Annotated in this window: 13 protein-coding genes; 2 read left to right on the forward strand and 11 right to left on the reverse strand. The window is 64.1% G+C overall.

The features are described from left to right. Positions 1-3 precede the first annotated feature (3 nt). The 11 genes from BHMPCIPO_RS13645 to BHMPCIPO_RS13695 all read right to left on the reverse strand — a co-directional run bounded on the left by BHMPCIPO_RS13645 (position 4) and on the right by BHMPCIPO_RS13695 (position 12756). On the reverse strand, positions 4-1518 hold the full coding sequence (locus tag BHMPCIPO_RS13645; RefSeq protein ID WP_312033031.1) for a glycerol-3-phosphate dehydrogenase: 1515 nt from the start codon (positions 1516-1518) through the stop codon (positions 4-6). A gap of 31 nt (positions 1519-1549) precedes the next feature. Further along, a complete protein-coding gene (locus BHMPCIPO_RS13650; protein ID WP_173517249.1) occupies positions 1550-2212 on the reverse strand; it encodes a class II aldolase/adducin family protein in 663 nt (220 codons plus the stop codon). A 67-nt stretch (positions 2213-2279) separates the two neighbouring features. Then, positions 2280-3317 (reverse strand): 2-hydroxyacid dehydrogenase, encoded by a 1038-nt coding sequence (locus tag BHMPCIPO_RS13655; protein WP_173517250.1) that lies wholly within the window; start codon positions 3315-3317, stop codon positions 2280-2282. Next, positions 3314-4891: an FGGY-family carbohydrate kinase gene (locus BHMPCIPO_RS13660; RefSeq protein WP_173517251.1), complete on the reverse strand. Its 1578-nt coding sequence runs from the start codon at positions 4889-4891 to the stop codon at positions 3314-3316. The genes BHMPCIPO_RS13655 and BHMPCIPO_RS13660 overlap by 4 nt, the downstream gene beginning before the upstream one ends. Then, positions 4891-6015 (reverse strand): ABC transporter ATP-binding protein, encoded by a 1125-nt coding sequence (locus BHMPCIPO_RS13665; RefSeq protein WP_173517252.1) that lies wholly within the window; start codon positions 6013-6015, stop codon positions 4891-4893. Before BHMPCIPO_RS13665 ends, BHMPCIPO_RS13660 begins: the two co-directional genes overlap by 1 nt. After that, positions 6012-7130 carry an ABC transporter ATP-binding protein gene (locus tag BHMPCIPO_RS13670; RefSeq protein WP_173517253.1) on the reverse strand — a complete coding sequence of 373 codons (1119 nt, stop codon included), beginning with the start codon at positions 7128-7130 and terminating at the stop codon, positions 6012-6014. The genes BHMPCIPO_RS13665 and BHMPCIPO_RS13670 overlap by 4 nt, the downstream gene beginning before the upstream one ends. Before the next feature lie 4 nt (positions 7131-7134). Beyond that, positions 7135-7992, reverse strand: a complete 858-nt coding sequence (locus BHMPCIPO_RS13675; protein ID WP_173517254.1) for a carbohydrate ABC transporter permease — start codon at positions 7990-7992, stop codon at positions 7135-7137. Positions 7993-8002: 10 nt separating this feature from the next. Then, the gene (locus tag BHMPCIPO_RS13680) at positions 8003-8926 is read right to left on the reverse strand and encodes a carbohydrate ABC transporter permease (protein WP_173517255.1); all 924 of its coding nucleotides are present in this window, start codon (positions 8924-8926) and stop codon (positions 8003-8005) included. A 234-nt stretch (positions 8927-9160) separates the two neighbouring features. Then, on the reverse strand, positions 9161-10603 hold the full coding sequence (locus BHMPCIPO_RS13685) for an extracellular solute-binding protein (protein ID WP_173517256.1): 1443 nt from the start codon (positions 10601-10603) through the stop codon (positions 9161-9163). Between the two features lie 121 nt (positions 10604-10724). Next, on the reverse strand, positions 10725-11693 hold the full coding sequence (locus BHMPCIPO_RS13690) for a sugar-binding transcriptional regulator (RefSeq protein WP_173517257.1): 969 nt from the start codon (positions 11691-11693) through the stop codon (positions 10725-10727). Between the two features lie 292 nt (positions 11694-11985). Further along, positions 11986-12756, reverse strand: coding sequence for a helix-turn-helix transcriptional regulator (locus BHMPCIPO_RS13695; protein ID WP_376741659.1), 771 nt, complete (start codon positions 12754-12756; stop codon positions 11986-11988). Between the two features lie 220 nt (positions 12757-12976). Between BHMPCIPO_RS13695 and BHMPCIPO_RS13700 the strand changes: the two genes are divergently transcribed. Both BHMPCIPO_RS13700 and BHMPCIPO_RS13705 read left to right on the forward strand, forming a co-directional pair. Then, the gene (locus BHMPCIPO_RS13700; protein WP_173517259.1) at positions 12977-14059 is read left to right on the forward strand and encodes an ABC transporter ATP-binding protein; all 1083 of its coding nucleotides are present in this window, start codon (positions 12977-12979) and stop codon (positions 14057-14059) included. A 66-nt stretch (positions 14060-14125) separates the two neighbouring features. Beyond that, positions 14126-15286 carry a polyamine ABC transporter substrate-binding protein gene (locus BHMPCIPO_RS13705; RefSeq protein ID WP_173517260.1) on the forward strand — a complete coding sequence of 387 codons (1161 nt, stop codon included), beginning with the start codon at positions 14126-14128 and terminating at the stop codon, positions 15284-15286. Positions 15287-15445 lie beyond the last annotated feature (159 nt).

The following is a 15445-nucleotide window of genomic DNA, read 5'->3' on the forward strand; positions in this document are numbered from 1 at the left end:
CCTTCAGGCCGCCGCCTGCTGATGTTCGAGCCAATGGGTGAAGGCCTGCCGCTCGGCCGACGTCATGTGCAGGCCGTGCTTGGTCCGGCGGTCGAGAATGTCGTCCGCCGTCCGCGCCCATTCGTTTTCGATGAGAAAACGCGCCTCGCGTTCGCGAAGGTGCGGACCGAAGGCCGGCCCGAGATCTTCGAGCGCGGAAGCGCCGGCAAGCAACGCATGCGTCCGCGTGCCATAGAGCCGCGCATAGTGCTTGGCGAGATCGGCCGGCAGCCAGCGGTAGCGTGCCTTGAGATCGCTCAGAAACTGCTCGAAATCGGCATCCGCCATGTCGCCGCCGGGCAGATGCGCCTTCGCCGTCCAGGCCGGCCCCATGTGAGGGAAGAAGGGCCCCAGCCGCTCCAGCGCATGTTCGGAAAGCTTACGGAAGGTGGTGATCTTGCCGCCGAAAACCGAGAGCAGCGGCGCCTGACCGTTGGCAGCATCGACCTCGAAAATATAGTCGCGGGTGACGGCCGAAGGATTTTCGGCATTGTCGTCATAGAGCGGCCGGACGCCCGAGAAGCTGTAGACGATATCGTCTGACGTGAGCTGCTGCTTGAAGTAGCGATTCACTGACTTCAAGAGATAGGCAATCTCCTTGTCGTCGGCGGCCACGTCCTCAGGCCGGCCTTCATAGGGGATGTCCGTCGTGCCGATCAGCGCCAGATCGTTCTGATAGGGATTGATGAAGATCACCCGCTTGTCCGGGTTCTGCACGAGATAGGCCTGCCGCCCCTCCCAGAATTTCGGCACGACGATGTGGCTGCCCTTGACGAGGCGCACGCTGCGGCTCGAATTCAGCCCGCCGATCCGGCCGATCACGTCGTTGACCCAGGGGCCGGCGGTGTTGACGACGCAGCGCGCCCTCGCCTCGGTCTTCACGCCCGTGCGCGTATCGGTCATCTCGATATGCCAGAGCCCGTCCCGCCGGCGGATGGCGCTGCAGGCGGTGCGCGTCAGCACCCGGGCGCCGCGGGCGCGGGCGTCGAGCGCGTTCAGGACGACGAGGCGCGCGTCATCCACCCAGCAGTCGGAATATTCGAAGGCCTTGCGATATTCCCGCTTGATCGGCGCGCCCTCGGGCGCGGTCGCAAGGTTGAGGCTGCGGGTCCCCGGCAGGCGCTTGCGCCCACCGAGATGGTCGTAGAGGAAGAGGCCGAGCCTTACCAGCCAGGCCGGCCGGTCCGCCGGATTGTGCGGCAGCACGAAGCGCATCGGCCAGATGATGTGCGGCGCAGATTCCAAGAGCACTTCGCGCTCGATCAACGCCTCCCGCACCAGGCGGAACTCGTAATATTCGAGATAGCGAAGGCCCCCATGCACGAGCTTGCCCGAGCGCGAGCTCGTCCCTTGCGCCAGATCGTCCTTCTCGCACAAGAGAACCGAGAGCCCCCGCCCGGCAGCGTCACGCGCAATGCCCGCGCCATTGACACCGCCGCCGACGACGAACAGATCATATACTCCGGTCTCGGGATTCACGGTCGTCACTCCTTCGAATTCACGTCGCACTTCAGGCCGCCTTCGTCTTGTCCTGCAGGCCATAGGTGGAAAAGCCCTCGATCACGCCGGCGATTTCCGCGTCCGGCAGGACCACCGGGCCGCCGATCAAGAGCGTGTGGTAATATTGCTTGGCGATCGTCTCGAGCTCGACTGCCGCCCACATCGCCTTCTCCAGGCTTACGCCGGTCGCGATCATGCCGTGATTTGCCATCAGGCACGCCGTCCGGCCCGCAAGCGCCCGCAGCACGCTTTCGGAAAGCGCCTTGGTGCCATAGCGCTCGTAGTCGGCAACGCGCACGTCGTTGCCGCCGAAGGCCGCGATCATGTAGTGGCAGGCCGGGATCGGCTTGCGGGCGATCGCCAGAATGGTCGAATACATCGCATGGGTGTGGACGACGGCACCGACCTCCGGCCGAGCGCGCAGGATATCCAGGTGGAACGGCCACTCGACCGAGGGTTTCTTCGGTCCCGACCAGGCGCCGTATTCGCCCTCGATCGGCATGGCGACGATCATGTCCGCCGTCATCTCGCCATAGGGGATGCTCGAGGGCGTGACCAGCATGGTGTCGCCGTGGCGCAGGCTGATATTGCCCGACGTACCCTGGTTGAGGCCGATGGCGTTCATGTAGCGGCAATGGTCGACGATCGACTGGCGCAGTTCGCGTTCGCTCATGACGAATTCCTCTGAGATTAGAGCGGGATGCGGGCGGAAAACCGCACACACTTTTCCTCATCCCGCTCTAGCAGGGATGAACCGGCGGCAGGCCGGCGATGTAGCGGCGGACTTCCTCGGCCGCCATCTCGGCGGCGAAGGTCACGGTGCGCACCGAGGCTCCGGCGATATGCGGCGTCAGCGTCACGTTCGGAAGCTTAAGCAGCGGCCAATCCGCCGGCACCGGCTCAACCGCGAAAGTCTCCAGCATCGCCGCAGAGAGGTGGCCGCTCACCAGGTTTTCGTAGAGCGCGTCATAGTCGCACAGCGGTCCGCGCGCTGTGTTCACGAAGATCGCGCCCGGCTTCATCTTCGCAAAGGTCTCGGCATTCATCATGTTGCGGGTCTCCTCGGTCACGCGCGGATGCAGCGTCACGAGGTCGGAGCGGGAGAGAAGATCGTCGAGCGTCACCTGCTCGACGCCGGCGTTGAGATCATCGGCGGAAAGCTGCACATAGGGATCGTGCACCAGCACCTTGGTGCCGAAGGCGCGAAGCAGGCGCACCACCTTGGTGCCGATATTGCCGTAGCCGATGACGCCGACGGTCATTTCCGAGAGCTCGCGGCCGGTGCGGTCGGCGCGGTAGAGATCGCCGCGCCATTCGCCCTTGCGCAGAGCCTCGTGGCCGGTGCGGATCAGCCGGGTCTCGGCGAGGATGGCGCCGAGCGTGAATTCGGCAACCGCGCTGGCATTGCGCCCGGGCGTGTTGACAACGCGAATGCCGGCATCGCGCGCCGCACCCATGTCGATGTTGACGGGGCCGCCGCGCGAGACAGCCACGAGCTTCAGGCCGGGCAGCGCCTGGAGCATTCCCCGAGAGAGCGGCGCAAGCTGCGTCACCAGAATTTCGGCGTCGCCGATGAATTCGACGATATCCTCGGGCTTGCCGAGATATTCCTTCAGCCCGTCCAGGCCTTCGACGGCATAACCGTGCTCCATCGGCACATCCGGCCAGGGCAGTTCGAGCGTGCGGATGTCATGGCCGTTGCCGGTCGCCTCGACAATCTTGTCGCGGAAGACGTCCGGCAGCATGAACCGGTCGCCGATAATGGCTATCTTCTTCATTTCGGTCTTTCCTGTTGGTCTCCGGCGTCAGCACCTTGGGAGAGTGCGTGCCAGACGGGTCTGAGCGCTGTTCGCGACTGCTGGTAGGCGGGGAAGAGTTCGTCAAAGCGGCGGGCAAGCCCCGGATCGGCGGCTTCCGCCGGTCGTTGATAGGGCGTGACCCAATCGCCGAGGCAATCGGCCATCGAGGGATAGATGCCGAGCGAGACCGCGGCGATCATCGCAGCACCCGCGGCACCCGCCTCTTCCCGCTCGCTCGTCTGGACGCTGGCGCCGAGCGCCGCTCCGAGGATGCGGCGGAGCGCTGCGCTGCGGGCAGCCCCGCCCGTCAGCCGGATACGCGCCGGCAGCGGCCCCATTTCGGCGTAGCAATCGCGCGCCGCCATCGCGAGCCCGTCAAAGACCGCCTTTACCATGTCGCCGAAACCGTGGGTGATCGAGAGCCCGACGAAGGAAGCGCGTGCCGTCGCGTCGACAAACGGTCCACGCTCGCCGGCATCCGAGATATAGGGCTGGAAGATCAGCGGCGTGTCCTTGGCGTCGGCCAGCCAGCCATCGACATGGGCGAGCAATTCGCTCTTCGATTTCTCCACCCCCATTCCCTTCAGCAGGCCGGATGCGACCGACAGGATCCAGTCGATATTGAGCGTCGCTGCCATGTTCGACTGCATCTGCGCATAGGTGCCCGGGATCGGCATGCACATGGTGTAGCCGGTGAGATCGCGATTGAGACGCACATCGTCGGCGCCATTGGCAAGCCGCATGTGCATGCCGGTCGAGCCGATGATCGAGCAGCCGGTATCGGTACCGGGATCGTAGAGCCCGGCGCCAAGCGCGGTGCAGACGACATCGACGTAGCCGAGCACGACAGGCATACCCTCCATGAGGCCCGTGATCCTTGCCGCTTCAGCCGAGAGCAGGTGATGGGTCGAGGCACCATCGACGATCTCGGGCAGCACATGCTTCAGCTTTTCGAGGCCGAGGAAGGCGATGACGTCGTCGTTGTAGGTGCGGGTGCGGAAATCGCCGAAGCTGAAATTCGCCTCGGACGGATCGGTCGCCCGTTTGCCGGTCAGCTTGAAATAGAGCCAGTCCTTGCAATGGAACGTCGTGGCGACGCCGTTCAACATCTCGGGCGCATGGTCGCTCATCCAGCGAAGCTGCGGCCCCTGCTGGCAGGCGGCAAGGCCCGCACCGGTGCTCTCGAAGCGGGCGATATCGCCACTGTCGGCGCGAAGCCGCTCCACCGTCTCGCCGGCGCGCGCATCGAGCCAGAGCCAGCCCTTGCCGACGGGCGCCCCCGCCTTGTCGATCATCCAGGTGCCATCTCCCTGACCGGTGACCGCGATGGCGGCAACGCGGCCGGGGAGGTTTTCGATCTTGTCGGAGAGCCGCTTCAGCGTCGTTGCCGCATCGGCCCAGGTGCGCTCGAGATCCTGGACGCTGCCGGCGCGGCCGACGGCCTCATAGGCGTTCGGCAGCGCCGCCATGGCGATCTGCCGGCCGCGAAGGTCGAAGGCCACCGACTTAATGACCGAGGTGCCCGCATCGATGCCGATGAGGATGTCCCGCATCAGGCAAGCTCCTGTCCATGGCTGATCGCCTGGCCGCTCTCGCCATCGAAGACATGCAGGCTCGACGGATCGAGATGGATGCCGATCGGCTGGCCGACATCGAGTTCGGTGCGGTCGTGCTCGACCAGCACCATGGTACCGCCGGCGAAATCCGCCGCGATATGAGTCTGGTCGCCAAGCCACTGGTTGACGGCGACACGGCCCGTCACGCCGTCGGCGCTGCGGCGCACCGAATAGGGCCGGATGCCGAGCACCACCTTCTGCCGTTTGACCAGCGCATCGCGCACCGCATGCGAGAAGTCGGAGGCCGGGTATTCGAGCCGCACGCCGTCTTTGAGGCCGAAGGCGACCTTGCTTTCCGAGCCGGAAACGCTGGCCTCGAATACGTTCATCGGCGGCTCGCCGACGAAGGTACCGGTGAAGAGATTGGCCGGACGCTCCTTGATCTTCTGCGGCGTATCGAACTGCTGCAGCACGCCGCCCTCCATGACCGCGATGCGGTCGGCGAGCGCGTTCGCCTCGGTCTGGTCGTGGGTAACGAGGATCGCCGTCAGTCCACGCTCCCTAATGTAATGCTTGATGCGGCCGCGCAGCAGCGCCCGAAGCTGCGGCTCCAGTTGCCCCATCGGCTCGTCGAGCAGGTGCAAATTGGCGTCGCGGATCAGCGCCCGGCCGAGCGAGGCGCGCTGCTGCTGGCCGCCGGAGATCGAGCTCGGATAGCGCCCGAGAATGTCCTCGATTTCCAAGAGCTTGGCGATACCAGCCACCTTCTCGTCGACGACGTTCTGCGAAAGTTTCGACGCCTTCAGCGCGAAGGCGATGTTCTCGCGCACGGTCAGCGGCGGATAGAGCGAATAGCCCTCGAAGGCCATGGCGACGTTGCGGCGAACCGGCGGCAGGGTCTGGACTTCACGGCCCGCAAGCGAGATCGTGCCGCGCGACACTGCCTCGAAGCCGGCGATCATCCGCAAGGTCGAGGTCTTGCCGCAGCCGGACGAGCCGAGCAGCGCGATGATCTCGCCCTTCCTGACATCCATGTTCAGTTTCTTCACGGCGTGCACGCCATAGTCGACGGGGCCGTAAAACTTGTCGACGTCCTTGATCAAAAGAGCGGTGTCGGTCATGCCGCTTCTCCATTGCGCTTGGCTGCGAGGTCGGCGCGCGGCAGCAGAACGCCGCTCGCCTTGTCGAAGAGAAAGGCCTGGCTACCATTGACGGCAATATGAGCCGGACCGGCGATGGGACCAGGCGTGCCGGCCGGGCGCGACACCAGGATTTCGCGGCCGCGGGCGGTCAGCGCCAGGGTCACGGTCTTTTCGTTGAGCGGTGTTTCCGCCTCCACCGTTACCGGGATGGCGCCGGGTGCCGCGGCATCGACGAAGCTGATCGTTTCCGGACGCAGGCCGAGAACGCGCTGCCTGCCGACGACATCGCCACCGTAGTCGGCAAGCCGCACCCGGACATTGGAAAGCTCGACGAAGACGCCCTCGCCGCCACGCTGCGGCGTAACATCGAGCAGGTTGATGGTGGGGTCGCCGAAGAGCCGTGCGATTTCAATATCGGCGGGCGCATTGTAGATCTCCTGCGGCGTGCCGACCTGGCGGATGCGGCCGGCGGCCATGACCGCGATCCGGTCGCCGAGCGCCATCGCCTCCTTGTAGTCCTGGGTCACGTAGACGACCGTTGCCCCTTCGGCTGCCAAGAGCCGCGGCAATTCCAGCCGCATCTCGAAGCGCAGCTTGGCATCGACGTTGCGCAGGGGATCATCCAGCAGAAGCAGCGGCGGCGAGCCGACCAGCGCGCGGGCAAGTGCGGTGCGCTGCTTCTGGCCGTTGGAAAGCGCCTTCGGGTGATGGCTCAGCACATGGTCGATCTTGAGCAGCTTGGCGACCTTCTGCACACCGGCCGCGATCTTCTCCTTCGGCGATTTCGTCGCCGTCAGCGGGCTTGCGATATTGTCGAAGGCGCTCATGTGCGGGAACAGCGCGAAGTTCTGGAAGGCCATGCCGACGCCGCGATGTTCGGCATCGACATCGGTCATGTCCTCGCCGCCGATCAGCACCCGGCCTTCATCCGGCTCGATGACGCCGGCCACCAATCTCAGCAGCACGGTCTTGCCGGCGCCGGAGGGCCCGAAGAGCACCAGCCGCTCGCCATCGGCGACGTCGAGCGTCAGGTCGTCGAGAACCGTCTGGCTCTTGTAGCGCTTGACGATATTCTTCAGTTGCAGCGTGGTCATGATTTTATCCCTTCACCGCGCCGAGCGACAGGCCTTCGACGAGGTAGCGCTGGGCGTAGAGTGCAAGTGCGAGCGTCGGCGTGACCGAGAGCACGATGGCCGCGGCGATCTGCCCGTATTGGATGCCCGAGGACGTGACGAAGGCGAGCGCGCCCACCGTCACCGGCTGCTTGTCGGCGGAGGCCAGCACCAGCGCGAAGACGAAATTGTTCCAGGCGAAGATGAAGGCGAGCAGGCCGGCAGCGGCAATGCCGGGTCCTGCCAGCGGCAGGGCGATCTTGCGGAAGGTCGCGAACCAGGAGTGACCGGCAATGCGATAGGCATATTCGACGTCGGCCGAGATATCCTCGAAATAGCCGCGCACGATCCAGAGGATGAGTGGCAGGCAGATGAGCTGGTAGACCCAGATCAGGCCGAAATAGGTGTTGGAGAGGCCGAGCCACTGGAAATACTGCGTCAGCGGCAGCAGCACCAAGAGCGGCGGCGCGAAGCGGAAGGACAGAAGCGTGAAGGCGATGTCTTCCGAGCCCCGGAACTTGTGGCGGGCGAAGGCATAGGCCGCGGGCACGCCGAGCACCAGCGAGACCGCAACGGAGGCAACCGACAGGAAGATCGAGTTGCCGAGATTGCTCATGAAGGCGATGTCGAGCGTACCGGCGGCCGTCTGCAGCTTGCCGGTGATCAGCGCCGCATAGTTCGACAGCGTCGGCGTGAAGATGACCGAGGGCGGGATCGCGAGGATCGTCTCGTTCGTCTGGAACGACATCAGGAAGATCCAGAAGATCGGGAACATGAAGAAGACGACGACGAGCGTCAGGGCGAGACCGCGCAAGGCCCGTTCGAGCGGAGACATGGTTTCCATTGGAACCTCCTTACGCTTCGCCGCGAGCGCGTTCGCGCAGGCGCAGCCAGTTCTTGATGAAGACGTTGGACAGCGTGTAGGTGATCGCCCACAGGATGATCAGCAGTGCCGCCGAACGGCCGACATTGGTTGACTGGAAGAAGTTGAGATAGGCCTCGACCTGGAAGACGGTGAGCGTGTTGCCCGGCCCGCCCTGCGTCATCGCATAGATGATGTCGAACTGCTGGATGCTGTCGAGCAGCCGGAAAAGCGTCGCCGTCAGGATGTAGGGCGTCAGCATCGGCAGCGTAATACGGAAGAAGACGAAGCTGCGCGGCACGCCGTCGAGCGCCGCCGCCTCGAAGGGCTGGGTCGGCAGCGAGCGCAGGCCCGCAAGCAACAGGATCATGATGAAGGGCGTATAGACCCAAATGTCGACGAGCACGACGGTCAAGAGCGCCGTGTCCGGCGAGGACGCCCAGCGGAAATCATTGAGGCCGATGAGGCTTGCAAGATAGCTGAGGATGCCGAAGCTCGGATTGGTCATCAGCTTCCACATCAGCGCGGCGAGCGCCGGCGCGATCATCAGCGGCAGGAGCAGCATGATCGAGATGAAGTTGTTGACCGCCGAGCGGCGCTGCAAGAGCAGCGCGATGCCGAGACCGAGCAGCAGCTCCAGCGTCACGGTGATGCCGGCATAGAGCAGCGACACCTTCAGCGTGTTCCAGAAGGCCGGATCGGTGAAGAAGTTGAGGTAGTTTTCGCCCCAGTTGAACTGGCGGCTCCAGGGCTGGCTCAGCCGGTAGCGCTGGAAGGAATAGACCACCGCCGTGAAGAACGGGATGAGGATGCCGATGCAGACGAGCAAGGCCGGCAGGCTCAGCACATAGGGAAGCATCTTCCTGCTGATCCTGAAGCCGGAGGCCGGTCTGCGGAGGGTTTCTGTTGAAGCCATGTCGAGCTCCGTTCCTGAAGTCTTGAAGAAAGCACGCGGCACGCGGAAGCTCGAGCCCGCGCCAGTCCTCGGCATCTCAGGTTGTCTTTGGAGCACGGCGCCTCGCGCCAGATCGGCTCCATCGCTTTGAATTCCGGTGCGATCCCCGTCACCACGGGATCGTCAGGCCAGCCATCGCTGGCGTCTCGGATGCCCGGCGCTCCGAAAAGCGCCGGGCGTGGCTTGGGAGGCCTATCAGCCGAGACCCGCTTCCTGGAGCTGGCGGTTGATGCTTTCGGCGAGCTGGTCGAGACCTTCGTCGACCGGCACCTGCTTGGCGACCATCTTCTGCAGCGTCGCCGCCCATTCGGTGGTGACGTCGAAGAACAGCGGCTGCGGCGTGAACTTGATGGAGGCGCCGGCGGCCGAAGCGTCGAACATTTCGACATAGCCCGGATAGCTCTTGTTCAGCTTCTCGCGGAAGATCTCGTCCTTCCAGATCGACTGGCGAACCGGATCGACGAAATCCATCTTGGTGGCGCCGAACAGCGCATGTTCCGGACCGGAAGCCCACTGCAGGAAGTACCAGGTGGCGTCCTTGTCCTTGGAGAAGTTGGACATGGCGAGCGACCAGATCCAGATGTTCGGGGTCGAGGCCGTGGCTTCCGGGTTGGCAGCAAAGGCGGCATAGCCGAGCTTGCCGGCCATCTTGTTGTCGCCGCCGTTCATGAAGTAGCCGAGGCAATCGGCGTCGAAGATCATGGCCGAGGCGCCGGCGCCGAGGTCGGTGCCGACCTGGTACCAGGTATAGGTCGACCAGTCCTTCGGGCCGCTTTCCTGGATCATCTGCACGAACTTGGCGTGGTAAGCCTTGGATTCGGCGGTATTCATCGCCGCCGACAGCTTGCCGTCGGCGCCGACATTCAGGTCCTTCTGGTTGAAGTTGGCATAGCCCGACAGGAAGCCCGGATGGATCGTCGCCCAGGAGCGCGAGCCACGCACGCCGATGCCGTAGATGCCGCCGATATCCTTCTGCAGCTTGGCCGCGACCGCGATCATGTCGTCGAGGTTCTTCGGCAGTTCGACGCCGGCCTTGTCGAACATCTCGCGGTTATAGGTAATGTTGTTCTGCTCAAACGCCCACGGGATGCACCATTGCTTGGCGTCTTCCGAACCCAGCGCCCCGCCCGGCTGGCCGTTCCAGGCGCAGGAGTTCTTCACGCCCGCGAGGAAATCGTCCCAATTGTAGTTGGGATTGGTCTTGGTCGGATCCTTGATCCATTCGTTGAGGTCGGCGATCCAGCCGGCCGGACCATAGGTCCAGGTCATGTAGGCGCCGGTCATGAAGGCGTCGTATTCGGCCGAACCCGACGACAGCGCCGCGGTCACCTTGTCGAAATAGACGTCTTCCGGAAACACGTCATAGGTGACTTCGATGCCGGTCAAATCCTTGAAGGCCTGCAGGTTGGCGATCATCGCATCGGCGTAAGGGTGCTTGTTCAGAAGCAGCTTCAGCTTCTTGCCGGAATGCGCCTTCCAGTCGAAATCGGCGGCGAGCGCCCGGGTCGACATCATGTTGAACAACGTGCCGGCCGTGCCGGCCGTCAAGCCTGCCGCGCCCAATCCCTTGAGCATGCCGCGGCGGTCCACCTCCCCACGCAGGAACGCGCTGATGAGGTCCTTCTCCTTCTCGTACATTCGTCTTCTCCTCCGTTGCGGGTATGATTGCAGTGCCGGCTACCCCACCGGTATTCCTCCCTTTGAGACCTGGACGGCAGATCCTCCCTGCCCTCCTCATGGCCCCGAACGTCTCAGCGCCTCATGCGCTGTGGGCGGCCAGCGCCCGTGCGGTCCGCTCATCGGTGATGAGGCCACTCAGGTGTCCGCTGCCAAGCACCGCGCGAATGGCCGGTACCTTGATCTTGCCGCCGGCGACGGCGACGGTGCGGCGGTTCTTCAGGTCCTCGCGGCTGAGCGTGAAGGTGCGGTCGGAGAGAGCCGTTTCGACCGGCGCCCCATCCTCGTCGAAGAAGTGGCCGAGCAGTTCGCCCATCGCCCCGCCCTTCTGGATCTCCTCGATCTCGCTCGTCTCGATCATGCCGGTCGAGACCAGCGACGCCTCGCGCTCGACGGTGCCGATGCCGACCATCAGCAGGTCGGCGGTCTTGGCGAGATCGAAGACCTCGCGCACGCCGCGCTGGCTGAAGAGCACGTCGCGATCCTCGACCGTGTTGGCAAAGAACGGCACCGGCATGACATAGGCCTCCGCGCCGGTGCGCTCGGCGAGCCGGTGGATCACGTCATGCGGATTGGCCGAAAACTTGCGGGTAAGACCGCCGAGCAGTGAGACGAAGCGGGTATTGCCGCTCGCCATGCGCGGCAGATATTCGACGCAGGCCGCGAGCGTACGGCCATGGCCGACGCCGACCAGCGCGGTCTCGCCGCGCTCGATCTCGCGCTTCAGGAACTGCGCGCCGGAAATGCCGAGTGCCTTCAGCGGCAGGTCGTCGGAATCGAAGTCCGGCACCACCTCGCAGTAGTCGAGGTCGTAGCGCGCCGAGAGCGTCTGTTCCAGTTCGACGCATTCGGAGACTTCGCCGTCGATATAGACCTTCACCAGCCCTTCCTGGTTGGCCTTCATGATCAGCCGATGGGCTTTCAGCGAGGTGAGACCCAACCGCTTGGCAACCTCGGCCTGGGTCAGGCCGCCGGCATAGTGCAGCCAGGCCGCCCGCGTCGCCATGCTGGTCTCGTCATCCCGAATGCCTGCCCCACCGATGATCGTCATTGTCTCCACCCGCGTCTCTTGTTGCGCTGCATGATATTTTTTGCATCGCGTGATATTTTTATCCGTTGATGAAAGAAATTTCATAGCGTGAAAAAAATGTCAATAGCGATCGGCAAGGTGACCGTTCACGTTTGTGGAGGAGAGTGGATGGAAGCGCGCTGCCGCACGACCGTGGGGCATCAAAGAGCCGGCCGGGAAAGAGACTTTGGAATGGTCACGGGAATGCACGCGACCCACTGGCGGTCCGCGTCCCCTCACCGGGACGGCCGCCGGAGGCGCAAGAGCGCGCCCGTTACTGCCCGAGGTTTCTGAGATACAGCGACAGCAATTGCGTCTGCGAGGAAATGCCGAGCTTGCGGTAGACGTTGCGGCGGTGGACCTTGACCGTGCCGGTGGAGATGCCGAGCCGGAGGCCGATCGATTCCGACGAATGGCCCTGCAGCACCAGCTCGATGATCGAAGATTCCCGTTCCGTCAGGTTCAGATGCTGCCAGACGCCATCGGCCGGCGGATGAGTCGCCTTGCGGCGGCTGCGGCCGGTTTTCGCCAGCGCCGCGTCGAATCGCCGGCCAAGACCCGCCCAGTGGTGGCGCACGAGCCCGGAGACCAAGGGCTCGACCTTCTTCAGCAGCCCAAACTCGGCCGCGCTGAACGGCCCCGTCGTCTCGCGCCGCATCAAGGAGAGCACAACGGTGATCTGCTCGTCGAGCGGAACGAAGAAGCCGACCTCCTCGGCAAGCCCCGTCTGCACGTAATAAGTGCGGTAGTATTCGCTGGAGAAGAACCGGTCGGGCGCGAGCTCGCGCATCCGCCAGACGCCGGGCTTGCCCTGCGACGCCGCGTGGTAGAACGGATCGAGCAGATACGGCCCCGCCTGGTAGAGGCTGACGAAGAGCACATGATCCTTGGCGTTGAAGGTGCTGTAGAGATCGATCGGCCGTTCCTTGCCGCGATAGGCGAAGACGACGACATAATCGAACGTCATCAACATCGACATCAACCGCCGATAGGTGGTGCCGACGGCCTCGTCCTCCAGCGGCGCGCCCGTCACCAGTGGCGCCATGACCTGAAAAAGTCCTTCGAGATCGACGCTCAAACCGCTCCCCCGGTCCATGCCTGCTGCTTCAGGGGTATACTCCTCACACAGAGCAATCCGTGTTGAAATACCTCTCTCGGGGTATATACCGGCAGGCCACGCGGTGACTAGGCTGCGTGTCAATGACGGTGGAGTGCCAGGACGGGAGATTCCTGGCGACATCCGATAACAACCGCAGGGAACAGACGTGACATCCGCTTCGACGAACGACATCGAATTCCGTTCGGTCGCCAAACGCTATGGCGCCGTGACGGCCGTATCGGACATCAATCTCGAGGTGCCGCGCGGTGCCTTCATGGCGTTGCTGGGCCCCTCCGGCTGCGGCAAGACCACGTGTCTGCGCATGATCGGCGGCTTCGAACAGCCGAGCGAGGGCACCGTCTTCATCAGCGGCGAGCCGATGAACGGCGTTGCCGCCTACCGCCGCCCGGTCAACATGGTGTTCCAGCACTATGCGCTGTTCCCGCATCTCGATGTCGAGCAGAACGTCGCCTACGGCCTGAGGCAGATGCGGCCGCGCATCGCCGCCGGCGAGATCACCCGGCGCGCCCAGGAAGCGCTGGAAATGGTGCGGCTCGGCGGCTTCGGCAAGCGGCGCATCCACGAAATGTCCGGCGGCCAGCAGCAGCGCGTGGCGCTTGCCCGCGCCATCGTCAACAAGCCGAAGGTGCTGCTGCTCGACGAGCCGCTCGCCGCCCTCGACAAGAAGCTGCGCACCGCCATGCAGATCGAGCTGCAGACGCTGCAGCGCGATCTCGGCATTACCTTCGTGCTCGTCACCCACGACCAGGAGGAAGCGCTGTCGATGAGCGATTTCGTCTGCGTCATGAATGCCGGCCGCATTGTCCAGGTCGGCCCGCCGCAGGAAATCTACGACCGCCCCGCGAGCCTCTTCGTCGCCGATTTCGTCGGCAAGTCCAACCGCATCTCAGCCACCGTCGACGGCAATGCCTCGGTCCGGTTTGCCAACGGCGCCCGTTTTTCCGCCCCGGCGGTCAACGGCACCAGGGGCGCCGCCATGGTGGCCTTGCGGCCGGAGGCGATCCACCTGACGCGCAATGGCGCCGCCAGCGCAGACACGCTCGCCGGCACCGTCACCCACCGCATCTTCCTCGGCTCGGCGGTCGAATATTCGGTCGCGGTCGACGGGCTCGGCGACTTCCTTGTCACGGCCGACCGCCGCACGCTCGGCGACGGGGAGCTCGTCGAACCCGGTGAAAAGGTCGGCCTCGCCTTCGATCCGAATGCACTGCACGTCTTTCCAGTCTGAAATCCGGCTCCACCAAGCCGGTTCTGCCACCTCGCATGAACGTCAAACGATAAAGGGAACAGCGTCATGAGCAAATGGTACAGAGAAAATGCCCCTATCACCGCCGATCAGCTCTCGGATGAACTGATGCGCCTGAAGCGCGGCTCGGTCACGCGCCGCCACTTCCTCGGCGTCACCGGCCTCGGCCTTGCGACCGCCGTGCTGGCGCGCCAGCCGGGCCTCTTCAACTCCACCGCCTTTGCCGGCGATCTCGGCACGCAGATGTCGATCGCCACCTGGCCGAACTATCATGACCCCGCGACCTTCGAGGCCTTCCAGGCCGCAACCGGCGTCGCCGTCGAGGTCAACGTCTTCGGCTCCAACGAGGAGATGTTGGCGAAACTGCAGGCTGGCGGCACCGGCTGGGACCTTTTCGTGCCCACCAACTACACGATCTCCACCTATGTGAAGCTGGGTCTCATCGACGAACTCGATCTTTCCAAGGTGCCGAATTACGACGCCTCCACCGAGACGGCGCGTTTCACCAACGAGGGCGTCGTCGATGGCAAGACCTATGCCGTGCCGAAGAACTGGGGCACGACCGGCATCGCGCTCAATTCAGCCAAGATCAAGAAGCCGGTGACCAGTTGGAAGGACTTTTTCGAGATCGCCATGACCGAGGCCGACGGCCGCGCCATGGTCCACGACTACCAGCTCACCACCATCGGCAACGCGCTGGTTTCGCTCGGTTATTCCTTCAACTCGATCAAGCCGGAGGAACTCGCCAAAGCCGAGGAACTGCTGATCAGGGTGAAGCCGCACCTCTACGCCATCAACAGCGACTACCAGCCGTCGATGCGCGCGACCGATGCCTGGATGACCATGTGCTGGACCAATGACGGTGCCCAGCTCAACCGTGACATGCCGGAAATCCAGTTCGTGCTCGGCAAGGACGGCGGCGAGATCTGGTCGGATTTCTACGCGATCCCGAAGAGTGCGGCGAACAAGGCGGCCGGCTACGCGCTGCTCAACTACCTGATGACGCCGGAAAACGCCGTCAAGGAACACATCGCCAACGGCGCGCCGACCACCGACAGCCGCGTGATGAAGCTGCTTCCGGCCGAGGTCACCTCCAACAAGATCGTCTATCCGGACGAGGCATCACTGACGCCACTCGAATTCGGCGCCGCCGTCACGCTCACCGACCCCGGCCGCGCCGAGCTGATGGCGCGCTTCAAGTCGGCCTGATCGACGCTCCAAACGTGACTGCGCCTGATCCACGCGGATGAGGAAAATGCCCCTCATCCGCGCGGTAAAGGAAACGCCCCTCATCCGCCTGCCGGCACCTTCTCCCCGTTCTGACGGGGAGAAGGGACAAGCGGCGGGCTCCCCGCTCCTATCTCCCGC

It is taken from the genome of Ensifer sesbaniae (genome assembly GCF_013283665.1).
GTDB classification, from domain to species: domain Bacteria; phylum Pseudomonadota; class Alphaproteobacteria; order Rhizobiales; family Rhizobiaceae; genus Ensifer; species Ensifer sesbaniae.